23 protein-coding genes and 1 pseudogene are annotated in these 24,291 nt (G+C 61.1%); 8 read left to right on the plus strand and 16 right to left on the minus strand.

Annotation, left to right across the window (positions count from 1 at the left end; genetic code table 11):
* Positions 1–261 precede the first annotated feature (261 nt).
* Positions 262–753 (plus strand): acyl-CoA thioesterase, encoded by a 492-nt coding sequence (locus tag ACKLLE_RS15765; RefSeq protein WP_064302173.1) that lies wholly within the window; start codon positions 262–264, stop codon positions 751–753.
* Between the two features lie 149 nt (positions 754–902).
* Here ACKLLE_RS15765 and pdxY read toward each other — a convergent pair whose 3' ends face one another.
* On the minus strand, positions 903–1,769 hold the full coding sequence (pdxY, locus tag ACKLLE_RS15770) for a pyridoxal kinase PdxY (protein ID WP_420058478.1): 867 nt from the start codon (positions 1,767–1,769) through the stop codon (positions 903–905).
* A 117-nt stretch (positions 1,770–1,886) separates the two neighbouring features.
* Between pdxY and ACKLLE_RS15775 the strand changes: the two genes are divergently transcribed.
* A complete protein-coding gene (locus ACKLLE_RS15775) occupies positions 1,887–2,279 on the plus strand; it encodes a DUF3301 domain-containing protein (RefSeq protein ID WP_420058479.1) in 393 nt (130 codons plus the stop codon).
* Here the strand turns inward: ACKLLE_RS15775 and ACKLLE_RS15780 are convergent.
* The 3 genes from ACKLLE_RS15780 to zigA are packed head-to-tail and all read right to left on the minus strand — an operon-like array spanning position 2,273 to position 5,140.
* Positions 2,273–3,250, minus strand: coding sequence for a CobW family GTP-binding protein (locus ACKLLE_RS15780; protein ID WP_420058480.1), 978 nt, complete (start codon positions 3,248–3,250; stop codon positions 2,273–2,275). The two genes, ACKLLE_RS15775 and ACKLLE_RS15780, sit on opposite strands and share 7 nt — an antisense overlap.
* Positions 3,251–3,293: 43 nt before the next feature.
* A complete protein-coding gene (locus ACKLLE_RS15785; protein ID WP_420058481.1) occupies positions 3,294–3,929 on the minus strand; it encodes a DUF1826 domain-containing protein in 636 nt (211 codons plus the stop codon).
* Positions 3,929–5,140 (minus strand): zinc metallochaperone GTPase ZigA, encoded by a 1,212-nt coding sequence (zigA, locus tag ACKLLE_RS15790; protein WP_420058482.1) that lies wholly within the window; start codon positions 5,138–5,140, stop codon positions 3,929–3,931. The genes ACKLLE_RS15785 and zigA overlap by 1 nt, the downstream gene beginning before the upstream one ends.
* A gap of 127 nt (positions 5,141–5,267) precedes the next feature.
* Between zigA and ACKLLE_RS15795 the strand changes: the two genes are divergently transcribed.
* The 3 genes from ACKLLE_RS15795 to ACKLLE_RS15805 all read left to right on the plus strand — a co-directional run bounded on the left by ACKLLE_RS15795 (position 5,268) and on the right by ACKLLE_RS15805 (position 7,190).
* A complete protein-coding gene (locus tag ACKLLE_RS15795; RefSeq protein WP_420058483.1) occupies positions 5,268–5,648 on the plus strand; it encodes a glutamine synthetase in 381 nt (126 codons plus the stop codon).
* Positions 5,649–5,723: 75 nt separating this feature from the next.
* On the plus strand, positions 5,724–6,611 hold the full coding sequence (folE2, locus tag ACKLLE_RS15800) for a GTP cyclohydrolase FolE2 (RefSeq protein ID WP_420058484.1): 888 nt from the start codon (positions 5,724–5,726) through the stop codon (positions 6,609–6,611).
* A gap of 18 nt (positions 6,612–6,629) precedes the next feature.
* A complete protein-coding gene (locus tag ACKLLE_RS15805) occupies positions 6,630–7,190 on the plus strand; it encodes a gamma carbonic anhydrase family protein (protein WP_064302167.1) in 561 nt (186 codons plus the stop codon).
* Here the strand turns inward: ACKLLE_RS15805 and ACKLLE_RS15810 are convergent.
* Positions 7,187–7,714, minus strand: coding sequence for a DUF3617 domain-containing protein (locus ACKLLE_RS15810; protein WP_420058486.1), 528 nt, complete (start codon positions 7,712–7,714; stop codon positions 7,187–7,189). The genes ACKLLE_RS15805 and ACKLLE_RS15810 overlap by 4 nt on opposite strands.
* 130 nt (positions 7,715–7,844) lie before the next feature.
* On the opposite strand from ACKLLE_RS15810, the gene cls reads away from it, so the two are divergent.
* Positions 7,845–9,284: a cardiolipin synthase gene (gene cls, locus ACKLLE_RS15815; RefSeq protein ID WP_420058487.1), complete on the plus strand. Its 1,440-nt coding sequence runs from the start codon at positions 7,845–7,847 to the stop codon at positions 9,282–9,284.
* On the opposite strand, the gene cfaB is transcribed toward cls, so the two are convergent.
* Positions 9,285–10,466 (minus strand): C17 cyclopropane fatty acid synthase CfaB, encoded by a 1,182-nt coding sequence (cfaB, locus tag ACKLLE_RS15820; RefSeq protein WP_279899237.1) that lies wholly within the window; start codon positions 10,464–10,466, stop codon positions 9,285–9,287. It abuts the gene before it with no gap.
* A 196-nt stretch (positions 10,467–10,662) separates the two neighbouring features.
* Between cfaB and lpdA the strand changes: the two genes are divergently transcribed.
* Positions 10,663–12,063, plus strand: coding sequence for a dihydrolipoyl dehydrogenase (lpdA, locus tag ACKLLE_RS15825; protein WP_420058488.1), 1,401 nt, complete (start codon positions 10,663–10,665; stop codon positions 12,061–12,063).
* A 105-nt stretch (positions 12,064–12,168) separates the two neighbouring features.
* Here lpdA and ACKLLE_RS15830 read toward each other — a convergent pair whose 3' ends face one another.
* On the minus strand, positions 12,169–12,936 hold the full coding sequence (locus ACKLLE_RS15830; RefSeq protein ID WP_376699774.1) for a methyl-accepting chemotaxis protein: 768 nt from the start codon (positions 12,934–12,936) through the stop codon (positions 12,169–12,171).
* Between the two features lie 90 nt (positions 12,937–13,026).
* Positions 13,027–14,109, minus strand: a pseudogene (locus tag ACKLLE_RS15835) (cache domain-containing protein); the annotation flags it as partial.
* A 341-nt stretch (positions 14,110–14,450) separates the two neighbouring features.
* Between ACKLLE_RS15835 and ACKLLE_RS15840 the strand changes: the two are divergent.
* Positions 14,451–15,017: a hypothetical protein gene (locus ACKLLE_RS15840; protein ID WP_420058489.1), complete on the plus strand. Its 567-nt coding sequence runs from the start codon at positions 14,451–14,453 to the stop codon at positions 15,015–15,017.
* Between the two features lie 93 nt (positions 15,018–15,110).
* Here ACKLLE_RS15840 and glmS read toward each other — a convergent pair whose 3' ends face one another.
* The 8 genes from glmS to ACKLLE_RS15880 form a co-directional block, all read right to left on the minus strand.
* Positions 15,111–16,946: a glutamine--fructose-6-phosphate transaminase (isomerizing) gene (gene glmS, locus ACKLLE_RS15845; RefSeq protein WP_009402512.1), complete on the minus strand. Its 1,836-nt coding sequence runs from the start codon at positions 16,944–16,946 to the stop codon at positions 15,111–15,113.
* A 2-nt stretch (positions 16,947–16,948) separates the two neighbouring features.
* Positions 16,949–17,725, minus strand: a complete 777-nt coding sequence (locus ACKLLE_RS15850; protein ID WP_420058490.1) for a DeoR/GlpR family DNA-binding transcription regulator — start codon at positions 17,723–17,725, stop codon at positions 16,949–16,951.
* Positions 17,726–17,911: 186 nt separating this feature from the next.
* Entirely contained in the window at positions 17,912–19,279 is a 1,368-nt protein-coding gene (gene glmU, locus ACKLLE_RS15855; protein ID WP_064302159.1) for a bifunctional UDP-N-acetylglucosamine diphosphorylase/glucosamine-1-phosphate N-acetyltransferase GlmU, read from the minus strand.
* Positions 19,280–19,400: 121 nt separating this feature from the next.
* The gene (locus ACKLLE_RS15860; RefSeq protein ID WP_064302158.1) at positions 19,401–19,820 is read right to left on the minus strand and encodes a F0F1 ATP synthase subunit epsilon; all 420 of its coding nucleotides are present in this window, start codon (positions 19,818–19,820) and stop codon (positions 19,401–19,403) included.
* Between the two features lie 44 nt (positions 19,821–19,864).
* Positions 19,865–21,241 carry a F0F1 ATP synthase subunit beta gene (gene atpD, locus ACKLLE_RS15865; protein WP_009402520.1) on the minus strand — a complete coding sequence of 459 codons (1,377 nt, stop codon included), beginning with the start codon at positions 21,239–21,241 and terminating at the stop codon, positions 19,865–19,867.
* 27 nt (positions 21,242–21,268) lie between these two features.
* Positions 21,269–22,129, minus strand: a complete 861-nt coding sequence (gene atpG, locus ACKLLE_RS15870) for a F0F1 ATP synthase subunit gamma (RefSeq protein WP_009402522.1) — start codon at positions 22,127–22,129, stop codon at positions 21,269–21,271.
* 50 nt (positions 22,130–22,179) lie between these two features.
* A complete protein-coding gene (gene atpA, locus ACKLLE_RS15875) occupies positions 22,180–23,724 on the minus strand; it encodes a F0F1 ATP synthase subunit alpha (RefSeq protein ID WP_009402524.1) in 1,545 nt (514 codons plus the stop codon).
* Between the two features lie 21 nt (positions 23,725–23,745).
* Complete coding sequence (locus ACKLLE_RS15880; protein ID WP_064302157.1) at positions 23,746–24,282, minus strand: F0F1 ATP synthase subunit delta; 537 nt, start codon at positions 24,280–24,282, stop codon at positions 23,746–23,748.
* Positions 24,283–24,291: the final 9 nt, after the last annotated feature.

Genomic DNA, 24,291 nt, shown 5'->3' on the forward strand with positions numbered 1-24,291 from the left:
GTTGAGCCGCGGAAATTTCTGAATTAAATGTAGGAAACGGCCTGATTGCAGGGCCGTCCACGCAGGTTAACATCGACGCCATGGGCGAAAAGGCTGTGCAATATGTAGAAACAGATCGGCACTTTCCTCGTCGCAAATGGCATGAATCACGTGACGACAGGCATGCGGTCAGCGTCCCGTTTCAAGATGGCAACCCACATGGGGGAAGAAGCGCGAGCAGCGCGCCGCCCCGCCTCAGCGCAATCTCACCGTGAGCACACTATGGAACCCGGAAACGCCCAACTGTCGATGACCGTCCTGATGACCCCGGACATGGCCAACTTCTCCGGCAATGTCCACGGCGGCACCCTCCTCAAGTATCTCGACGAAGTGGCTTATGCCTGCGCCAGCCGGTATGCCGGTCGCTACGTGGTGACCCTGTCGGTGGACCAGGTGGTGTTTCGCGAACCGGTGCATGTCGGCGAGCTGGTCACCTTCCTGGCCTCGGTCAACTACACCGGCAACACCTCGATGGAGGTAGGCATCAAGGTGGTGACCGAGAACATTCGCGAGCGCTCGGTGCGTCACAGCAACAGTTGCTTCTTCACCATGGTCGCGGTGGACGATGATCGCAAGCCGGTAGCCGTACCGCCGCGCCAGCCGCAGACCGGCGAGGAAAAGCGCCGCTTCCTGCAGGGCAAGCAGCGCCGCTTGATCCGCCAGGAGCTGGAAAAGCGCTATCAGGAACTGAAGACCGAGAGCGACACGGTCTGATGAACCCTGTGAGGCCCGGGCAATGATGTTGTCTGTCCGGGCCAATCGCTGGCAACGCCAGCTCCCACAGGTTCGGCAGCGCCGCGGACCCTGTGGGAGCCGGCGTTGCCGGCGATGAGGCCATTAGCAGCAGAGGAGATCCGTGGCGTTCAGAGTTTAAGTGCTTCGAAGCGCAGCCGCGGGTGGACGATGCGGTCCTGCGCTCGCACCACTTCCAGCTCATAGCTGCCGCAGGCCTGGGTTTCCAGCAGCACTTCATGCACCGCCGCCGCGGTGAACTCGAAAGCAACGACCGGCTCGTCCCCGAGCAGCAACCGGGCCAGGAACAACCCCGCCGTCAGATCCCCCACGCCCACCGGCTGCCGCGGGAACGCCAGCAACGGCCGTTGCAAGTGCCAACTGCCCTCGGCGGTCACCAGCAGCATTTCGAAATCGTCCGGATTCTTTCCGGCATAGGCCAGGTGCTTGACCAGCACCATCTTCGGCCCACGGCCCAACAGCTCGCGGGCCATGCCGACACAATCCTCCAGCGACTGCGCACGCCGCCCGGCAAAGCTGTCCAGCTCCAACTGGTTCGGGCACAGCAGGTCGGCTGCGGCAACGGCTTCCTCGAGCAGAAACTCGCTGACCTGCGCAGGCACGATGCAACCCTTTTCCGGATGCCCCATCACCGGGTCGCACAGGTACAGCGCTCGCGGGTTCGCCTGCTTGACCCGCTGCACCACGCTGAGGATCGCCCGGCCCTGGTCGGCACTGCCGAGATAAACCGATAGAACTGCGTCGCAATTGCCTAGCTCACCGATATTGCTAATCCCTTCCACCAACGCAGGAATTTGCTCCGGAGCAAGCACTTCACCCGTCCACTGGCCATACTGAGTGTGGTTGGAAAACTGCACGGTATTGAGTGGCCAGACATTCACCCCGACCCGCTGCATCGGAAACACTGCGGCGCTATTGCCGGCGTGGCCGAACACGACGTGGGACTGGATCGCAAGCAGGTGCGGTGTGCGTTTCATGCGGGACGTCCAAAGCAATGAAATGACAAACAAGGCGCGCAGTATGGCGCCAAATGCCACCTGTACGACAGGCCGGGGTGGCAGTTAAGCTGGCACACCTCGTTGGAGCACGTGTAGATGGTTACCCTCGAAAACATCCTGGTGTTGATGGTCCTGGCCACGGCGGGCGCCTGGCTGTGGCATAACCACGGATTGCGGGAAAAGGCCCTGGAAAGGGTCAAGCAGCATTGCGCCAAGCTCGACCTCGAATTGCTCGACGGTGCCGTGGCGTTGAAGAAGATCGCCTTCCTCCGCGATGCCAACGGTCGCAAGCGTCTGGCCCGGGTCTACGCCTTCGAATTCACCGTGACCGGCGAGCAACGCCATCCGGGCACGGTCACCCAGTTCGGCGCCCACAGCGTACAGATCGAACTGGCGCCCTATCCGTTCGAGATCAAGCCGCCGGTGCATGGCGACAATGTGATCGAAATGAAACAGTGGCGCCAGGAACACAACCGCTGGCGTCAGTGATCCACAGGCGTGCGGCAGGCCAGCATCCCCCGCTCCAAAGCCGCATGATCCTGGGGTTCGTGGAAAATCAGCTCGATCCGCGAATCGCGCCGCCAGGCGCTCTCCTCCCAGACCAGCCGCTGGCCCCCGAGGGCGTTGGCCGAGCGCCAGCCCTGCACGCTGTGGATAACCATCTTGGCCCGGCGCCACTCCTGACCTTCGAGGAATGCCTGCAACTGGCCGATGTCCAGAACTTGCTGTGGATGAAAGCGCCAGCCGATGCTCCAGCCTTCTGCCCCCTGTTGATAACTGCACAAAGGCTGCCGCGAATCTGTCCACAGGGCTGGAATGGAAGCTGTTCCGACAGGGATAAGGTTATCCACAGCGCCTTTTTCCGTGGCGGCGCCATTGCTAATCGGTAGCTGCGACAGGGAAATCCGGCCGTGGTCGACCCAGCAAAGCGGTACTTTTGGCAAGGTCGAGGTTATCCACAGGCGACTCGCTTCATCCACCCCGCAGGCCTTGTTCATGACCAGCAGGCCGGCATCGGCCAGCGCCTGTTTCTGCGCCTCTGGCAATCTGGCTCCCGTCGCCATTGCTTGCGCATCCAGCACCAGCACCGCAGGCTGCACCGCCAGCACACCGGTCCATGGCGGCGACCTTAACTGCGCCAGCACCTGAGCCGGGTGCCCAAGGCCGGAAGGTTCGATAAACACCCGGTCCGGCCGCGCCTTGCGCAGCAAGCGACCCAGCCCTACCTGAAAGGGCGCACCGTTCACACAGCAGAGGCAGCCACCCGCCACCTCGCCCATGCTCACGCCATCGTCGTCGCTACTGAGCAATGCCGCGTCGAGGCCGATCTGGCCGAATTCATTGATCAGCACCGCCCAGCGTTCGTTGGCCGGGCGCTGGCCGAGCAAGTGGCGGATCAGGCTGGTCTTGCCGGCGCCAAGCGGGCCGGCAATCAGATGGGTCGGAATGTTATGCAGCATAGGCGCAGTCTGGTCGGGGAATCGTTACCACTATGCTCCGGACTCAGGCCAGCCAGTCAAGGGTCAGGATCAGACGACGCTCGCCATTGACCGGCGACGGCGAACGATGCACCAGCCCGGCGCCCTCGTTGCCCAGCCACTTCTCGCCCTTGAGCAAGGCCACATCACCGCAGGCCAGGTGCCGTATATGCGCCGGATCGACCTCCTCCTGCGCCAGGCGGCGGCGATTGGTCACGCCTTCCTCCAGCCATTCGCTGGCCGGGCCGGCATAGGTGGTGATCAGCCGCAGCGACACATGATCGACATGGAAACGCGGGCACATGGCGCCATCCAGCACCCTCAAGCGCAAACCGACGCTACGCGCATCGAGCAGGCAGGCGTAGGCGCCGACCAACCACCTCAGGTCGGCGACAAAGCCTTCATAGCCAGCCAGGTCGGCGTAGGCGCTGGCGACCCCGTCCAGCGTGGGTACTTCACCATCCTTGCCGATCTCCAGGGTGCGTGCATCGGCCAGCGGCTCGCCGAGCGACAGCAGCAAGCGGGCGAAATCCTCGATATGCGCCGGCAGCCGGCGCTGCCAGACCGCCAGGTTGACCCCGTCCTGCAAGGCTTCGGTCAGCACCTTCGGCGTCTCGCCGAAGGCCTGGCGTACAGGCACCAGCGTCTCGGCAAGCTGCATCAGGCGACCTCCTCTTCATCGTGCCAGGCGCCGAACGGATCCGGCAGGCGCAGCCAATGGGTGGCGCCCAGGGCCATTTCGTCGTCGTTCAACAGGCAGGCGTCCAGTTCGGCATGCAGGCGCGCAACATCGATATGCTGGCCGATAAAGACCAGTTCCTGGCGGCAATCACCGCATTCCGGGTCCCACTGCTTAAGGATCGCTGCGGTACTTTCCTGATCCTGCGGCCAGTGGGCCTTGGGCACGAAGCGCCACCAGCGTCCGGCAAAGCCATGCCGCATCATGCCGCCGGCCTGCGACCAACTGCCGGCTTCCTGGTACTTGCTGGCCAGCCAGAAGAAGCCCTTGGAACGCAGTAGGCGGCCGTTCTCCCAGGGCCTGTGGATAAAATCGAAGAAGCGCTGCGGGTGCAGGGGCCGGCGGGCCTGCCAGGTGCTGGCGGCGATGCCGTATTCCTCGGTTTCCGGGACGTGTTCGCCACGCAACTCCTGCAACCAGCCCGGCGCACTGGCGGCGCGGTCGAAATCGAACAGGCCGGTATCGAGGATCTCCTTGAGGTCCACCTGGCCCATCACCATCGGCACGATGCGCGCATGGGCATTGAGGCGGCGAAGGATGGCGCTGAGCTCTTCGCGCTCGTGGCTGCTGATCAGATCGATCTTGCTGAGGAGGATGACGTCGGCGAATTCCACCTGGTCGATCAGCAGGTCGCTGATCGAGCGCTCGTCGTCTTCGCCGAGGGTTTCACCACGGGACGCGAGGCTTTCAGCGGCTTGATAGTCGCGCAGGAAGTTCAGGCCATCGACCACGGTGACCATGGTGTCGAGACGGGCCATTTCGGCCAGGCTGCGGCCCTGTTCATCGCGGAAGGTGAAGGTCTCGGCCACCGGCAATGGCTCGGCGATGCCGGTAGATTCAATGAGGAGGTAATCGAATCGGCCTTCGGCAGCGAGGCGGCCGACTTCTTCCAGCAGGTCTTCGCGCAAGGTGCAGCAGATGCAGCCGTTGCTCATCTCGACCAGTTTTTCTTCGGTGCGGTTAAGGCTGACGTTGCGCTGCACCTCGGTGGCGTCGATATTGATCACGCTCATATCGTTGACGATGACCGCCACCCGCAGATTGTCGCGGTTGCGCAGCACATGATTGAGCACCGTGCTCTTGCCGGCACCAAGGAAGCCGGACAGCACGGTTACGGGAAGACGATCGGACATGGCGCGGTTCCTCATCAGGGCGGCAAAGTGCATTCGAACGATGCTTTGGTGGAATGTTATATTATAACAATGCACTTTAGCCAACCGCCTGTCCGCCATCCATGGGTTCAAGGGTGAAGAGATGTTCATGAAGTCATTCAAGCGCGGCCTGTGGATAACCCTGCTGTGCACCGTCGGCGGCGCCCAGGCCATGCCCAGCGTCGAACTGGCCAACTGCACGCGTAGCGCCAATCTGCTGGCCTGTGACGACCGCCAGGGCAGCTACTACGGTGTGCAGACCCAAGGCGGCACCATTTACTTGCGCGGCTACGACGCCCCGAGCGGCCGCCGCTGGGCGCAGACCACCAGTCGCTATGGCCTGCTGAATTTCTATACCGGTATCGCCAGCGACGGCGAGGCCTGGGTGGGCTACAGCCGCAGGGTAGGCTGGACCACCCTCAACCGCGTTTCCAGTTCCAGCGGTCAGCGCTTCAGCCTGCGCTGCAATCGCCTGAATGGCTGTCAGTGAAGCGGTGGAAAAAATGCTGGCAATCGAATTGTTATAATGTAACGTATTGCGACTTTCTTGCCGATGGTTCGCAACATGACCGCCCTGACTCTCCCCGATATCGCCGCCCAGGCCAGCGGACAATCCCTGCCACTGGACTGGGTCGGCATGTGCGGGATCGCCCTGCCGATCCGTCTTGATCAACTCAGCCTCCAGGCCATGGCAGATGCCGGCGTCGATCTGGCCGATGGCTCCTCTCGCGGCATTCATATGTCGCGGTTGTACCTGGCCTTGTCTGCTTTCAAGGATGAAGCGCTGTCGGTGTCGCTGATCCGCCGGGTGCTGCAACAGTTCCTCGACAGCCATGAGGGGTTGTCCACCTGCGCTTACCTGACCTTGCGCTTCGATGTACAGCTTGAGCGATCAGCGCTGGTCAGCTCCGAATCGGGCCACAAGCGCTATCCGCTGGTCATCGAAGCGAAGCTCTCCGATGAAATGTTCCACGTGGAACTATCTGCCGACGTGGCCTATTCCTCGACCTGCCCCTGCTCGGCCGCGCTAGCCAGACAGTTGATTCAACAGCAGTTCCTCAGCGATTTCGCCAATCGCAGCCTGAGCCACGAAGAAGTGTTGAGCTGGCTCGGCAGTCCGCAAGGGATCGTCGCCACGCCCCACAGCCAGCGCAGCACGGCGAAACTACGGATACGCTTGAAGAAGGGCTGCAATGAGCTACCCGTTCGGGAATTGATCGATCAGGCCGAAGCCGCCTTGGGTACCGCCGTGCAAACGGCAGTGAAGCGCGCCGACGAACAGGCGTTCGCCCTGGCTAACGGGCAGAACCTGATGTTCTGCGAGGACGCCGCACGGCGCCTCAACCTGGCATTGCGACACCTGCCTGCGGTGGCCGGCTTCCAGTTGCGTGTGGAACACGCCGAGAGCCTGCACGCCCACGATGCTGTCGCCCAAAGCCAGTGGAACTGGTAACCGAACGGAGAGACCTCGATGATCCGCAAGAACCCGACCGGCGACCTGCCGGTCATTGCCGAGTCGGCCTACATCGATCACACCGCGATCATCTGCGGCAAGGTGGTGATTGGCGAGAACGTGTTCGTCGGCCCCTACGCGGTGATCCGTGCCGACGAGGTGGATGACAGCGGCTCGATGCAGCCGATCACCATCGGCTGCAACTCGAATATCCAGGACGGCGTGGTGATCCACTCCAAGTCCGGCGCCGCGGTGACCATCGGCGAGTTCACCTCCATCGCCCACCGCTCCATCGTGCATGGCCCATGTGTGGTGGGCGACCGGGTGTTCATCGGCTTTAACAGCGTGCTGTTCAACTGCGTGGTCGGCAATGGCAGCGTAGTGCGGCACAACTCGGTGGTGGACGGCCGCGACCTGCCGGAAAACTTCTACGTGCCCTCCACCACACGCATCGGCCCCCTCACCGACCTGAGCCAGTTCCCACCCGTGAGCGTCAGCGCCTCGGAATTCTCGGAGGACGTCGCCCATACCAATATCGACCTGGTGAAGGGCTACAAGGCCCTGCAGAACGAGTTCTAGCTGCGCGGCTTGACCGTGCCGCAGTCTGCTCCGAGCCATACCGCCCGGGTGTTCATGCTGCCCTGCTGCTGAACCCCCGAGGCGTTGAAGGTACCTTGCACCTTGGTGACGAACTCGCGATCGCTGAGGAATTGTGCCTGGCCAGTGCCCCGGGCCTTGGGGCAACTGAACTCGAAATTCCAGGTCTTGCCGTTGCGATCGGTGATCCGCTGGGTGCAACCGGACTGTGGATCCTGCAGCGGAATGTCATCGGTCTTTACCTGCTCGGGGGTCAGGCACGAGCGCACACCCTTGCCGGCCACGGTGATGCCCTGCTTGGCCAGCACGCCTTCCATCATCGCCCGCTGTTCCGGCGGCAGGTTCTTCAACTGGCCGAGCATGAACTCCATGTCCGGCAGTGGTTTGCCATCGACCTGCATATTGCTGGTGGTCAGCTCCCACAGGCCCGGTTGCAGCATCTGCGCCTGAACCAGGGGACTCGACAGGCCAATCAGCAGCGCCAGCGCCGATACACGAATGTTCATCTAATGACTCCTGAAAATTTCCGGCCCGATGCCGGACTGTGGCTTAGACGTCGAAATGCCGTCCGGGTTGCAAGACCAGTCCGGAACATGCTCTGTTAGGCGACTGATTGGCGGACGTCACAGGACGTGTATGGATTACCACAGCCCCCAGTTCTTCGCCTACCTGATTGGCGCGACCCACTTCATCGGTGCCATCGCCGCACTGCATGCGGTTTTCACCGTGCGGACCGCCCAGGGCTCGATTGCCTGGGCACTCTCGCTGCTGTTCATCCCCTACCTGACCCTGATTCCTTACCTGGTATTCGGCAGTCGCACCTTCGACGCCTATATCCAGGCCCGACGCCAGGCCAACCAGGAAATGCACGTTGCCATGGCCGACCTCAACTGGCGCCCCTGGGTCGAGGAAGCACTGGCCGCCAGCAATTCGCCGGCCTATGCAGGCCTGCGTGCCTTGAGCAAGCTCGGACGCATGCCATGCTTGGCAAACAACCGGGTCAGTCTTCTGGTCAATGGCAAGGCCACCTTCGATGCCATCTTCAGCGCTATCGAACAAGCCCGCGATACCGTGCTGGTGCAGTTCTTCATCATCCATGACGACCTGCTCGGCCGACGCCTGCATGACCTGCTGCTGAGGAAGGCCGCCGAAGGCGTAAAGATCTATGTGCTTTACGACCGGGTAGGCAGCCATGCCCTGCCCGCCAGGTACAGCCAGAGCCTGCGCGAGGGTGGCGTGGAGATTCGCGCGTTCGCTACCAAGCGCGGCTGGTTCAATCGTTTCCAGGTCAATTTCCGTAACCATCGCAAGATCGTCGTGGTGGACGGTGTGCAGGGTTTTCTCGGCGGGCACAACGTCGGCGACGAGTACCTTGGCGCCAGGATGCCGCTATCGCCCTGGCGCGATACCCATGTGCAAGTGACCGGCCCGGTGCTGGCCTGCCTTCAGGAATCCTTTGCCGAAGACTGGTACTGGGCCGCACGGAAATTGCCGCCCCTGATCCTTCCGGAAACCTATCCGGACAACGGCGTACTCTGTCAGGTGCTGGCCAGCGGGCCGGCAGATCCGCAGGAAACCTGCTCGCTGTTTTTCGTCGATGCGATCCAGGCGGCACAACATCGGGTATGGATCACCAGCCCCTACTTCATCCCCGACGAGGCGGTATTCGCCTCGCTGCGGCTGGCCGTGATGCGCGGCGTGGATGTGCGCATCCTGATTCCAGCGCGCCCCGACCACCGCATCGTCTATGCGGCCTCAAGCCTGTTCGCCTTCGAAGCGGTGCGCGCCGGGGTACGCATGTTCCGTTACCAGCCCGGTTTCCTGCATCAGAAAGTCATGCTGGTGGACGACGACGTCGCCGCTATCGGCAGTGCCAACCTGGACAACCGCTCGTTCCGCCTGAACTTCGAGATCACCTTGGTAACCATCGATCCAGGCTTTGCCGGCACCGTGGAAAGCATGCTGCTCGAGGATTTCGAACAATCCCGCGAAATCACGCTGGAAGACAGCCGCGACACGCATCGCCTGCAACAGCTGGGGATGCGCATCGCTCGGCTGATTTCACCCATTCTGTGATCAGCGGTAGAGGTCTTCGCGGGTCAGTGGCAGATCATGGCTGCCGTCGGCCTTGGGTTTGACCGCGAGGATCTGGTGCAGATTGATCCAGCCGCGAGAGAAGGCATAGGAACAACCAGCCAGGTAGAGGCGCCAGATCCGCAGGGCTTTTTCCGGGACCATGGCCGCAGCCTTGTCGAGATTGCCTTCGAGGTTATCACTCCAGAATTTCAGGGTCCGTGCGTAATGCAGGCGCAGGCTCTCAACGTCCACCACTTCCAGCCCTGCTTCGCTGACGAAGCCGCTGATCATCGACAGGTGTGGCAGCTCGCCATGCGGGAAGACGTAGCGCTCGATGAAGTTGCCAGCCCCGCGGCCGACCGGGCGGCCGTCAATGTGCTTGGCCGTGATGCCGTGGTTCATCACCAGGCCACCCTCACGCACCGCACCGAACAGGCGCTGGCAATACAGTTGCAGATTGGCGTGGCCGACATGTTCGAACATGCCGACGCTGACCACCTTGTCGAAGCGACCATCCTGGGGCAGATCGCGGTAGTCGAGGATCTGCAGATCGACCTGCTTCTCCAGGCCTTCCGCCGCCACCCGCTCACGCCCGAGCTTGAGCTGCTCCTTGCTCAGGGTGATGCCGAACACCCTGGCCCCATACTCGCGCGCGGCAAAACGCGCCAGCCCGCCCCAGCCACAACCGACATCCAGCAAGTAATCGCCGGGCTGCAGGCGCAGCTTGCGGCATAGATGATCGAATTTGTTCTGCTGGGCCTGGTCGAGGCTATCCTCAGGAGTCTTGAAATACGCACAGGAGTAGGCCATGTCGCGGTCGAGCCACAACTGGTAGAACTCGTTGGAGAGGTCGTAATGGTAGGAAATGGCCGCCGCGTCGGTGGCCTTGTCATGCTCGCTGCGCACCGGCAGCGCTTCCTCTTCGTCCTTGAGCAGCGCCTCGCTGAGTTGATCGCACAAGCGGATGACCTCGCTCATGGCCCCTTCCAGTTCAAGCTTGCCTTCGACGAACGCCGAGCCCAGATCGTCCAGGCCCGGATGGGTCAACTGGCTGATGAGCGCCGGGTCCTTGAGCATAATGGTGACCTGGGGCTGCGGGCCCAGATCGAACTCATGGCCGTCCCAGAGACGCAGACGGAGTGGAAGATGCAGGCTTTGCAGAACCGAGAGTTGCGCATGCATGAGTGAGCCTCCCCATTTATACAGATGGACGTCAACGGATCAGGGTAGTTCATACGCAGGATCTTTCCGGCTATCGAGACCATAGTCGGAGGCTATCGAAAGGCTTTCGCTACAGAAACAACCTCAAATTGTATACAAAACTCAACACGAGCCATTAACCTTGGCGCCAGTCGATTCTTCATCCGGGAGCACAACAATGAAAAACTACGATGTCATCATCATCGGTGGTGGCCCCGGCGGCTACAACGCCGCCATTCGCGCTGGCCAGCTGGGCCTGAGCGTGGCCTGCATAGAAGGTCGCGCTACCCTCGGCGGTACCTGCCTGAACGTTGGCTGCATGCCTTCCAAGGCGTTGCTGCATGCATCCGAACTCTATGAGGCCGCTGCCAGTGGCGAACTCGGTCACCTCGGTATCGAGGTCAAGCCGAGCCTGAACCTGGCGCAAATGATGAAGCAGAAGGATGAAAGCGTGACCGGCCTCACCAAGGGCATCGAGTTCCTGTTCCGCAAGAACAAGGTCGACTGGATCAAGGGCTGGGGCAAGCTGGACGGCGTTGGCAAGGTCAAGGTCAGCGACGCAGAGGGCAACGTCAGCGAGTACCAGGCCAAGGACATCGTTATCGCCACGGGTTCCGAACCCACGCCCCTGCCCGGCGTGACCATCGACAACCAGCGCATCATCGACTCCACCGGCGCCCTGTCGCTGCCGGAAGTACCCAAGCACCTGGTGGTTATTGGTGCCGGGGTGATCGGCCTCGAACTGGGCTCGGTGTGGCGCCGCCTCGGTGCCGAAGTGACCGTGATCGAATACCTCGACCGCATCTGCCCGGGCATCGATGAAGAAACCGCCAAGACGCTCCAGCGCTCCCTGGCCAAGCAAGGCATGAGCTTCAAGCTGGGCAGCAAGGTGACCCAGGCCACGCCTTCGGCCGATAGCGTCAGCCTGACCCTGGAACCCGCCGCCGGCGGCGAAGCGCAAACCCTGCAGGCGGACTACGTGCTGGTCGCCATCGGTCGTCGCCCGTATACCCAGGGTCTGGGCCTGGAAAGCGTCGGTCTGCACACCGATAAGCGCGGCATGCTGGAAAACCAGGGGCATCGCACACAGGTACCGGGCATCTGGGTGATCGGCGACGTCACGTCCGGACCGATGCTCGCGCACAAGGCCGAGGATGAGGCCATCGCCTGCATCGAACTGATCCATGGCAAGCCGCACCAGGTGAACTACGGCCTGATTCCCGGGGTGATCTACACCAAGCCTGAACTGGCCACCGTCGGCAAGACCGAAGAACAACTGAAAGCCGAGGGCCGTGCCTACAAGGTCGGCAAGTTCCCGTTCCTCGCCAACAGCCGGGCCAAGATCAACCACGAAACCGAAGGCTTCGCCAAGGTCATCGCCGACGCCAATACCGATGAGGTGCTGGGCGTGCACCTTGTCGGGCCAAGCGTCAGCGAGATGATCGGCGAATATTGCGTAGCGATGGAATTTGCCGCGTCGGCGGAAGACATCGCGCTGATCTGCCACCCGCACCCGACCCGCTCCGAAGCGCTGCGCCAGGCGGCGATGAACGTGGACGGGATGGCGATGCAGATCTGATAGCCGGGGTGCCTGTACCGGCCTCATCGCTGGCAAGCCAGCTCCCACAGGGAAATTGTGGGAGCTGGCCTGCCAGCGATGAGGCCTGTGCTGACAACCGGGAAATCAGGTCCTGAACCGGGACACCAGGCTGCCGAACTCCTGCGACAACGCCTTCAACTGTTGCGAGTCCGCCTGTGCCGTCCCTGCCAGTTGCTCGATCAACTGTGCATCCGCCTGGATCTGGATGATGTGGTGGTTGATGTCCTCGGCCACCTGGTGCTGCTCTTCCGCCGCCGTGGCGATCTGATTGCTCTGGTCGCGGATGGCATCCACCGAAGTCCGGATATCCTCGAAACTGTCCCGCGCCTCGCGGATCGAACTGACACTCTGCTGCGACATTTCCAGACTGCTGTGCATCTGTTGGGTGACATCCTGCGCCCGCCGCGCCAGGCCACCCAGCAAGCCATCGATTTCTCCGGTGGAGTCGGCAGTGCGCTTGGCCAGTGCCCGCACTTCATCCGCCACCACGGCAAAACCACGCCCTTGCTCGCCGGCCCGCGCCGCTTCGATGGCTGCGTTGAGCGCCAGCAGGTTGGTCTGTTCGGCGATCGAGCGGATGGTACCGAGAATGGTGTTGATGTCCTGGCTTTCCTTTTCCAACGCCTGCATGGCCTCGGTCGCCTGCAACAGGTTCTCGCTCAGGCGCGCGACGCTGCTGGTGGCCTGCTCGATCTGCTGCTGGCCGGCGCTGACATGGCGCTGGCCGGCATCGGCGGAGGTCGCCGCATGGCTGCACGACCTGGCCACTTCGTTGGCCGTGGCGACCATCTCGTTGAACGCCGTGGACACCAGTTCCACCGCCTGGCGCTGGCGGCCGGTCGCATCACCCATGTTCGAGGCGACCTGGCTGTTGGTCTCCGAGGCAGTCTGCAAGTCGGCGGAAGCATGGCCAATACGCTGAACCAACGAGCGGATGCGCTCGACGAACTGGTTGAACCAGCCGGCCAGCGCTGCGGTTTCATCGTTGCCTTTCACTTGCAGGGAGCGGGTCAGGTCGCCCTCGCCCTGGGCGATATCCTCGAGGCTGTCGGCAACGCCCTTGATCGGGTTGACGATCAGATTCGAGAAGGTCGCACCAACCACCGCAAACAGCAGCGCCAGTACCAGGGCGATGGCAACGATGGTCCAGGTCAGGCTGGTAACGTCGGCCATCACTTCGCTTTTTTCGATCAGGCCGATGAAGCGCCAGCCCAGGGTGGGTGAAGTCCAGACGTTGGCCATATAGTGCTTGCCGCCCAGTTCCACCTCGATCAGGCCCTTGGCGGTGTTGCCCAGCAGCGCGTAATCGCCGCCCAGCTCCTTGAGCTGCTTGAAGGCATTGCCCGGATTGCTCGGGTCCACCAGCACCGCACCGGTGTCTTCGACCAGCATCAGGTAGCCGCTTTCTCCCAGCTTGGTCTTGCCGATGAAGCCGGCCAGCTGTTCCAGCGATACGTCGATACCCATCACGCCGAGCACTTCGCCATTGGCTCCGTGCACCGTGCGTACGGTACAGATCAGCGGCTGACTACCCCACAGGTAGGCACTGGTCCGCATGACCTTGCCGGGATTGGCGATCCCCAACTGGTACCACGGGCGCTTGCGCGGCTCGTAGTTCTTCAGCCCCGGCTCATCGGGCCACGAGGCATAGCTGCCGTCATCGTTGCGGGCATACGAAACGAAAGCAGTCGTCGGATGCGCCTTGGCATAGCGCGTGAAATGTTCCAGAAGCACACGGTTGGCCTGGGGTAGCGGCGTAGCCGGCGCATTGTCGCTGCTGTAGATCTTCAGATCCCTGGCGTTGACGATCAACGGATCGTCCGCCCACTGCGTGACGTTCTGCGCGATGGAATCGAGGAAGACATTCACCGTGTTATCGATCTGCCGGATTTCCCGGCTCGAGGTTTCCACAAAGCCTTCACGGGCCTGCTGGTTGAGGTTGTAAACCACCAGACAAGCGATCAAGGCCACGGGAATCACGGCGATTACGCCAAATGCACACGTCAGCTTCTTTCTTATATTCATTCGATGGCTTCCGATACGACGTGCCACAAGCGGGCCCAAGGGATACAGGATCTGTTTTGCGCTGCTCGAGGGCGAGGCAAGCGCTCTGCTGAACGATTCAGCAAGACGCAGAATGGCAACTTGATGCCCCCTGCGCAAGGCACCGAAACGGCCTCATACCCCCGAATCTACGGGGTTTCCGGCAAAGCTGATCGTGTGGACAGGACACATTCTTGTCTGTTTCAACGCGTTTTGTGCGGCAGATCGCCTCGCCTCGCAGCAGTTCGACGTGCAATGGCTATGCTTGCCCGGGTGCGTGAAGCATCAGGAAAAAATTCGTTAGCCAACATGGAAATCAGGCGATGAAAATCATTCGTTCTCTAGCGTACGTGGTTGCTCTGGGTAGCGTCCTTTCCACCGCTCACGCGGTCGACATCCCGCTGGGCAGCAAAGCCATCGAAGGCGAGATCACCACCAAGGTACTGGCGGTGGATGTGCCCAACCGGATAGTCACGATCGCAGACACCGACAACAGTCCGGTAAAGGTGCAACTCACTGAGCAGGCCAAGGACCTGCACAATCTGAAAGTCGGCGACACGGTGAACATCAAGGTGTCCCGCGCGGTTGCCTACGTTCTTGATACCAAGGTCGGGGGCGCGCCAAAGGTCACCGACGAAGCCATGACCGTGCGCGCCACCAAGGACAACCCCAACCCTGGCGGCGAAGCGGTACGCCAGGTGAAAGTAACCTCGAAGATCACCCATATCGACCTGAAGAACCATGAAGTGACGCTGCTGCCGCCGGAAGGCAAGGTCGCCGTGGTCAAAGTCGAAAACCCCGAGCTGCAGGCAAGGATGAAAAACCTGAAGGAGGGCCAGACGGTCGATGCGATCTACACCGAGGTTCTGCAGGTGAAGACCTCGCGCTAGGTTGTCTCTGAATTCAAGCGGCGTGTTCGGCCGATTGCTTTTCATGCAAAAAAGCCGCTTCGGGGAAGCGGCTTTCCGAATGCAACTATTGGCTTACTCGACCGTGACCGATTTCGCCAGGTTGCGCGGCTGATCAACGTCAGTACCCTTGAGCACCGCCACGTAGTACGACAGCAGCTGCAGCGGGATGGTGTACAGGATTGGCGCCAGCGCATCGGCAATATGAGGCATGGCAATCACGTGGGTACCCTCGCCATTGCTCATCCCTGCCTGCTCGTCGGCGAAGACCACCAACTGACCACCCCGTGCACGGACTTCCTGCAGGTTGGACTTGAGCTTTTCCAGCAGTTCGTTGTTCGGCGCGACGGTGACCACCGGCATGTCGTCATCCACCAATGCCAGCGGGCCGTGCTTCAGCTCGCCCGCCGGGTAGGCTTCGGCGTGGATGTAGGAGATTTCCTTGAGCTTCAGGGCGCCTTCCATCGCTACCGGGAACTGCGCGCCGCGGCCCAGGAACAGGGTGTGGTGCTTGTCGGCGAAGAGTTCGGAAATTTTCTCCACGGTGGAATCCATCGCCAGGGCTTCGCCCAGGCGCACCGGCAGGCGACGCAATTGCTCGACCAGCTCGGCTTCGACGCCTGCACCCAAGGTGCCACGAACCTGACCCAGTGCCAGGGTCAGCAACATCAGGGACACCAACTGGGTGGTGAAGGCCTTGGTCGAGGCCACGCCGATTTCCGGGCCGGCCAGGGTCAGCAGGGTCAGGTCGGATTCACGCACCAGCGAGCTGATGCCAACGTTGCAGATCGCCAGGCTGCCGAGGAAGCCCAGTTCCTTGGCGTTGCGCAGGGCAGCGAGGGTGTCGGCGGTTTCGCCGGACTGGGAGATGGAGACGAACAGGGTGTCGGGCTGTACCACTACCTTGCGGTAGCGGAACTCGCTGGCGACTTCGACCTGGCAGGGAATGCCGGCCAGCTCTTCCAGCCAGTAACGGGCAACCATGCCGGCGTGATAGCTGGTGCCGCAAGCGACGATCTGGACATTGCGTACCTTGGCGAAAAGCTCTGCGGCTTTCGGACCGAAAGCCTGGACCATGACATGGTCAGCACCCAGGCGGCCTTCGAGGGTGCGCTGGACAACGGTTGGCTGCTCATGGATTTCCTTGAGCATGAAGTGGCGGTATTCACCCTTGTCAGCGGCCTCGGCGCCTTCGTGGTATTGCACCACTTCACGCTGCACGGCGTTGCCGTTGGTGTCCCAGATGCGCACCTGTTCGCGCTGGATCTCGGCGATATCGCCTTCTTCAAGGTACATGAAGCGGTCGGTGACCTGGCGCAAGGCCAATTGGTCGGAGGCCAGGAAGTTTTCGCCCAGGCCCAGGCCGATCACCAGCGGGCTGCCGCTGCGCGCCGCAACCAGGCGATCAGGCTGCTTGGCGCTGATCACGGCCAGGCCGTAAGCGCCGTGCAGTTGCTTGACCACTGCCTTCAGCGCGTCGGCCAGGTCCGGAACGGTTTTCAGAGTGTGGTGCAGCAGGTGAACGATCACCTCGGTATCGGTTTCCGAGCTGAACACGTAGCCCAGGGATTTCAGGTTTTCGCGCAGGACTTCATGGTTCTCGATGATGCCGTTGTGCACCACCGCCAGCTCGTTGCCGGAAAAATGTGGGTGGGCATTGTTTTCGGTCGGTGCACCGTGTGTGGCCCAGCGGGTGTGGGCGATGCCCAACTGGCCCACCAGCGGATCGGCGGCCACGGCGGCCTGCAGCTCGCTGACCTTGCCGATACGGCGGCGACGTTCAAGGGTGCCCTGCTGGGTGAAGACCGCGAGACCGGCGCTGTCATAGCCACGGTACTCAAGACGCTTGAGGCCTTCGATCAGAATGGCGGTGATATTGCGCTCGGCGACCGCGCCAACGATTCCACACATAGTCAATGCTCCTGGCTGATAGCGGCACAAATCACGTTGATGCCGCGGGCTTCAATCTGTTCGCGTGCCTCGCGAGGCAGGCGTTCATCGGTAATAAGGGTGTTCACGCTGCTCCAGGGCAGCTCGAGGTTGGGAATCTTGCGTCCAACCTTGTCCGACTCGACCATCACGATCACTTCCCGGGCCACCTCCGCCATGACCCGGCTCAGACCGAGCAACTCATTGAAAGTAGTAGTGCCGCGGACCAGGTCGATGCCATCGGCGCCGATAAACAGCTGGTCGAAGTCGTAGGAACGCAGGACCTGTTCGGCAACCTGGCCCTGGAAGGATTCGGAATGCGGGTCCCAGGTACCGCCCGTCATCAGCAGTACCGGCTCGTGCTCCAACTCGCTCAGGGCGCGTGCGACATTCAAGGAATTGGTCATGACCACCAGGCCAGGCTGAAGGCCAAGCTCCGGGATCATCGCGGCGGTGGTGCTGCCACTGTCGATGATGATCCGCGCATGCTCGCGGATCCGCGCGACAGCCGCGCGGGCGATGGCTTTCTTGTACTGGGAGACGGGCTGGGCCTGATCGGCGATCAGTTCCTGGGGCATGGTAACCGCCCCACCATAGCGGCGAAGCAGTAGACCATTGCTTTCGAGGGCCGCCAGATCCTTGCGGATGGTGACTTCGGAAGTTTCGAAACGCCTGGCCAGCTCATCCACGCTCACCTCGCCCTGTTCATTGAGCAGGGCAAGAATGTTATGGCGCCGCTGGGGAGTGTTTCGTTTCGACATTCGCGCTTAAGTTTCGTTTCGAAAGATAATTGCGGCAATCAAAACCTGAATCTTTCATTCGGTCAAGCGGGAATTCGACAAAAGGCGACGAGGCCAGCATTTTCATGTTATCCACAGGTTCAGCACAAACGAAAAAGGCCGACTTATGCACAATGCACAGTCGGCCTTTTTCAAGCTGTGTATAACTCAGGTTTTCTTGATCTTCTCAGGCCGTTTCCAGCCATCGATGTTGCGCTGGCGGGCACGACCAACGGCCAATTGAGCGGCATCGACGTTCTGTACGATGGTCGAACCGGCCGCAGTGGTGGCACCTGCACCGATATCCACAGGGGCGACCAGGGAGTTGTTCGAACCGATGAACACATCCTCGCCGAGAATGGTCTTGAACTTGTTCGCGCCATCGTAGTTGCAAGTGATGGTGCCGGCACCGATGTTGGTACGTGCGCCGATCTCGGCATCGCCCAGATAGGTCAGGTGACCGGCCTTGGCGCCTTCGCCCAGATGCGCGTTCTTCAGCTCGACGAAGTTACCCACATGGGCCCGGGCTTCCAGCACACTGCCCGGACGCAGGCGGGCGAACGGACCGGCATCGCTGCCCTCGCCCATCACCGCACCGTCCAGATGGCTGTTGGCCTTGACCACGGCCCCCTTGCGCAGGGTGGTGTTCCTGATCACGCAGTTCGCACCGATCTGCACGTCGTCCTCGATGATCACCCGGCCTTCGAGGATCACGTTGATGTCGATGAGTACGTCGCGGCCAACGGTCACTTCACCACGCACATCGAAACGCGCCGGGTCACGCAAGGTCACGCCGAGCGCCATCAGACGGCGGGCTTCGCGGAACTGGTAGTGACGCTCCAGCTCGGCCAATTGGCGGCGGTCGTTGGCGCCCTGCACTTCCATCGGGTCCAGCGGTTGTTCAGTGGCGACCACCAGGCCGTCGGCCACGGCCATGGCGATGACATCGGTCAGGTAGTACTCGCCCTGGGCGTTGTCGTTGGACAAGCGCCCCAGCCAATCGGCAAGACGCTTGCCCGGGACGGCGAGAATGCCGGTGTTGCCTTCGCGGATAGCCTTCTGCACATCGCTGGCGTCCTTGTGCTCGACGATGGCGGTAACCTTGCCGGCAGCGTCCCGGACGATACGGCCATAGCCGGTCGGGTCGTCGAGGGTCACGGTGAGCAGGCCGAGTTGCTGGTCATTGACCTTGGCCAACAGGCGCTGCAAGGTCTCGACCTCGATCAGGGGTACATCGCCGTAGAGGATCAGCACGGTGTCGGCGCTCAGCGCCGGCAGGGCCTGGGCGACAGCGTGGCCGGTGCCCAGTTGTTTGTCCTGAAGCACGAAATTCAGATCGTCCGCCGCCAGGCGTTCACGTACCAGTTCAGCGCCATGGCCGATTACCACATGGATGCCCTGTGGCTGGAGCTGACGGGCGCTGTGGATAACATGGCCGAGCATGGAATCGCCGGCGACCGGGTGGAGTACCTTGGGCAACGCGGAACGCATGCGCGTGCCTTGGCCTGCGGCGAGAATAACGATATCGAGAGACATTGACTGGCTACCAATCCTGGGTGGTCAGCGCTGTGACCGGGAGAAGAATGCGGAAAAAGAAAAAGGGTAGCCGAGGCTACCCTTTAACTCAATCGCGTTGGAAATGAATGACCGAGGCCAATTATTTCCCGCGGCGCATCTGCTGGACGGTACGCAGCTGCGCTGCGGCCTCGGCCAGACGTGCGGCGGCGGCGGTGTAATCAAAATCCGCGCCTTTGGTGTTCAGGGCATTTTCAGCAGCTTTCACCGCTTCCAGCGCCTGGGCTTCGTCCAGGTCACCTGCACGTTGCACGGTATCGGCGAGAACCTTGACCATGCTCGGCTGGACCTCAAGGAAACCACCGGAGATGTAGAACACCTCCTGCGCGCCACCCTGCTTGGTCAGCGTGATCGGACCTGGCTTGAGATTGGTGATCAGCGGCGCGTGGCCTGGAGCGATACCAAGATCACCCAGGTTGCCGTGAGCTACCAACATCTCGACCAGACCGGAAAAGATTTCTCCTTCCGCGCTGACGATATCGCAATGGACTGTCATAGCCATTTGCTTGCCTCGACCTGATTAGCGCCCCTTTCGGGGCGCCGGGATTACAGTTTCTTGGCTTTCTCGATCGCTTCGTCGATGCTGCCGACCATGTAGAACGCTTGTTCTGGCAGGTGGTCGTAGTCACCTTTGAGGATGCCGCTGAAGCCAGCGATGGTGTCTTTCAGGGAAACGTATTTGCCTGGAGAACCGGTGAAGACTTCTGCCACGAAGAACGGCTGGGACAGGAAGCGCTGGATCTTACGAGCACGGGCAACCAGTTGCTTGTCGGTCTCGGACAGCTCGTCCATACCCAGGATCGCGATGATGTCCTTCAGCTCCTTGTAGCGCTGCAGAACGTACTGAACGCCACGAGCGGTCTCGTAGTGCTCGGTACCGATCACCAGCGGATCCAGCTGACGGGAAGTCGAGTCCAGTGGGTCTACCGCCGGGTAGATACCCAGGGAAGCGATGTCACGGGACAGTACGACGGTAGCGTCAAGGTGGGCGAAGGTGGTCGCTGGCGACGGGTCGGTCAGGTCGTCCGCAGGTACGTATACGGCCTGGATCGAGGTGATCGAACCTTCCTTGGTCGAAGTGATGCGCTCTTGCAGCACGCCCATCTCTTCAGCCAGGGTCGGCTGGTAACCTACTGCCGAAGGCATACGGCCCAGCAGTGCGGATACTTCGGTACCGGCCAGGGTGTAACGATAGATGTTGTCGACGAACAGCAGAACGTCGTTACCTTCGTCACGGAACTTCTCGGCCATGGTCAGGCCGGTCAGCGCTACGCGCAGACGGTTTCCTGGTGGCTCGTTCATCTGACCGTAGACCAGCGCTACCTTGTCGAGAACGTTGGAGTCCTTCATCTCGTGGTAGAAGTCGTTACCCTCACGAGTACGCTCACCCACACCGGCGAACACGGAGTAACCGCTGTGCTCGATGGCGATGTTACGGATCAGTTCCATCATGTTTACGGTCTTGCCGACACCGGCACCACCGAACAGACCGACTTTACCGCCCTTGGCGAACGGGCAGACCAGGTCGATAACCTTGATGCCGGTTTCCAGCAGGTCGTTGCCGCCTGCCTGGTCAGCGAAGGAAGGAGCGGCGCGGTGAATACCCCAGCGCTCTTCTTCGCCGATCGGACCAGCTTCGTCGATCGGGTTGCCGAGGACGTCCATGATCCGGCCCAGGGTCGCTTTACCGACCGGTACCGAGATAGGAGCCTTGGTGTCGACAACGTCCAGACCGCGCTTCAGGCCTTCGGTCGAACCCATCGCAATGGTACGAACCACGCCGTCGCCCAGCTGCTGCTGAACTTCCAGAGTGGTTTCTGCGCCTTGAACTTTCAGCGCGCTATAGACATTCGGAACGACGTCACGTGGAAATTCCACGTCGATGACGGCGCCGATGATTTGAACGATACGTCCGCTACTCATAGCTGGATCCTCTGAATATGTGAACCGTTAAACCGCGGCAGCGCCGCCGACGATTTCCGAGATCTCTTGGGTGATCGCAGCCTGACGCGCCTTGTTGTAGATCAGCTGCAATTCGCTGATCAGGTCACCGGCGTTGTCGGTGGCGTTCTTCATTGCGATCATCCGGGCAGCCTGTTCAGCCGCGTTGTTCTCGACCACCGCCTGGTAGACCTGCGACTCCACGTAACGCACCATCAGGCCGTCCAGCAGCTCTTTGGCGTCAGGTTCGTAGAGGTAGTCCCAGTGGTGCTTGAGTTCTTGATCCGGGGTTGCCACCAACGGTACCAACTGCTCGACCGTTGGAGTTTGCGTCATGGTATTGATGAACTTGTTCGATACCACGGACAGGCGGTCGATACGACCATCCAGGTAAGCGTCCAGCATGACCTTGACGGAACCGATCAGATCGTTGATCGACGGTTCTTCGCCCAGGTGGCTGATCGCTGCAACGACATTGCCGCCGAAGCTGCGGAAGAAAGCCGCACCCTTGCTGCCGATCACGCACAGGTCGATCTCGACGCCTTGTTCGCGGTTTACCGCCATGTCCTTGACCAGGGCCTTGAACAGGTTGGTGTTCAAGCCGCCGCACAGACCGCGGTCACTGCTCACCACGATATAACCGGCGCGCTTCACAGGGCGCTCGATCATGAACGGGTGGCGGTACTCCGGGTTGGCGTTGGCCAGATGACCAATCACCTGGCGGATGCGCTCCGCGTAGGGACGGCTAGCAGACATGCGCATTTGAGCCTTGCGCATCTTGCTGACCGCCACTTTTTCCATGGCGCTGGTAATTTTTTGCGTGCTTTTGATGCTCGCAATCTTACTGCGAATCTCTTTTGCGCCTGCCATGTAACACCTATCAGGTTAGCAAGCGGGGGCTGCAAGGCCCCCGCTGCGGCTTACCAGGTTTGGGTGGCCTTGAACTTCTCGATACCGGCCTTGATGCCAGCGTCGATTTCGTCGTTGAAGTCACCCTTCACGTTGATCTTCGCCATCAGGTCGGCGTGATCACGGTTGAAGTAAGCGATCAGCGCTTGTTCGAAGCTGCCGATCTTGGCGATTTCAACGTCGGTCAGGAACCCACGCTCAGCGGCATACAGCGACAGCGCCATGTCCGCGATGGACATAGGAGCGTATTGCTTCTGCTTCATCAGCTCGGTAACACGTTGACCGTGCTCGAGTTGCTTGCGGGTAGCTTCGTCCAGGTCAGAAGCGAACTGGGCGAATGCCGCCAGTTCACGGTACTGAGCCAGAGCAGTACGGATGCCACCGGACAGCTTCTTGATGATCTTGGTCTGAGCGGCACCACCCACGCGGGATACCGAAACACCGGCGTTCACTGCAGGGCGGATGCCCGAGTTGAACATGGCCGATTCCAGGAAGATCTGACCGTCGGTGATCGAGATCACGTTGGTCGGAACGAACGCGGAAACGTCGCCAGCCTGGGTTTCGATGATCGGCAGGGCGGTCAGGGAACCGGTCTTGCCAGTAACGGCGCCGTTGGTGAACTTCTCGACGTACTCTTCGGAAACGCGCGATGCACGCTCCAGCAGACGGGAGTGGAGATAGAACACGTCACCTGGGTACGCTTCACGTCCTGGCGGACGGCGCAGCAGCAGGGAGATCTGACGGTAGGCAACGGCCTGCTTGGACAGGTCATCGTAAACGATCAGCGCGTCTTCACCGCGGTCACGGAAGAACTCGCCCATGGTGCAACCGGCGTATGGCGCCAGGAATTGCAGCGCGGCGGATTCCGAGGCACTGGCAACGACCACGATGGTGTTGGCCAGGGCGCCGTTTTCTTCCAGCTTGCGAACGATGTTGGCAACGGTGGAGCGCTTCTGGCCGACAGCGACATAAACGCAGAAAATACCGGAGTCTTTCTGGTTGATGATGGCGTCGATGGCCATGGCGGTCTTGCCGATCTGACGGTCACCGATGATCAGCTCGCGCTGGCCACGGCCGACAGGGATCATGGCGTCGACGGACTTGTAGCCAGTCTGTACAGGCTGGTCTACCGACTTACGCCAGATCACGCCTGGAGCAACTTTCTCGACCGCGTCGGTCTCGGTGTTGCCCAGAGGACCTTTGCCGTCGATCGGGTTGCCCAGTGCGTCGACGACGCGACCCAGCAGTTCCTTACCAACCGGAACTTCGAGGATGCGGCCGGTGCACTTGGCGCTCATGCCTTCGGCGAGGGTGTCGTAGGCGCCCAGTACTACCGCACCAACGGAGTCTTGCTCCAGGTTGAGGGCCATACCGTACACGCCGCCTGGAAACTCGATCATTTCGCCGTACATGACGTCGGCGAGACCGTGAATCCGCACGATGCCGTCAGAAACGCTGACGACAGTACCTTCGTTGCGGGCTTGGGAGGCTACATCGAGATTCTCGATGCGGCCCTTGATGATTTCACTAATTTCGGAAGGATTGAGTTGCTGCATTGCTCTGCTGCCCCTTCAAACTCAAGATTTCAATGCTTCGGCCAGTTTCGCGAGTTTGCCGCGAACCGAGCCATCGATTACCAGGTCGCCGGCGCGGATCACGACACCACCGATAAGGGAGGCGTCTTCCGTCGCATGCAGGCGCACTTCCCGGCTGAGCCGTGCACTGAGAACCTTGGCGAGTTTGTCTTGCTGTTCTTGGTTCAACGCAAAAGCACTGGTGACTTCCACGTCCACGGATTTTTCGAGTTCAGCCTTGTACAGCTCGAACTGCGCCGAGATCTCCGGAAGAAGCAGGAGACGGTCGTTTTCCGCGGCAACGTGGATGAAATTACGTGCTTGCGCATCGAACTTGTCACCGCACACGTCGATAAACGTGGCGGCCTTTTGTGCGCTCGTCAGTCGCGGGGCCTTGAGCAGGCGCTGCATGGTGCCGTCTTGCGACACCGCAGCAGCCAGGCCGAGCATGGCTGACCAATTGGCCAGTTGCTGCTGGGCCTGGGCATGCTCAAAGGCAGCCTTAGCGTAAGGTCGGGCCAACGTGGTCAGTTCTGCCATGATCGCCCT

Source organism: Pseudomonas bharatica (genome assembly GCF_048586865.1).
Classification (GTDB): Bacteria; Pseudomonadota; Gammaproteobacteria; order Pseudomonadales; family Pseudomonadaceae; genus Aquipseudomonas; species Aquipseudomonas bharatica.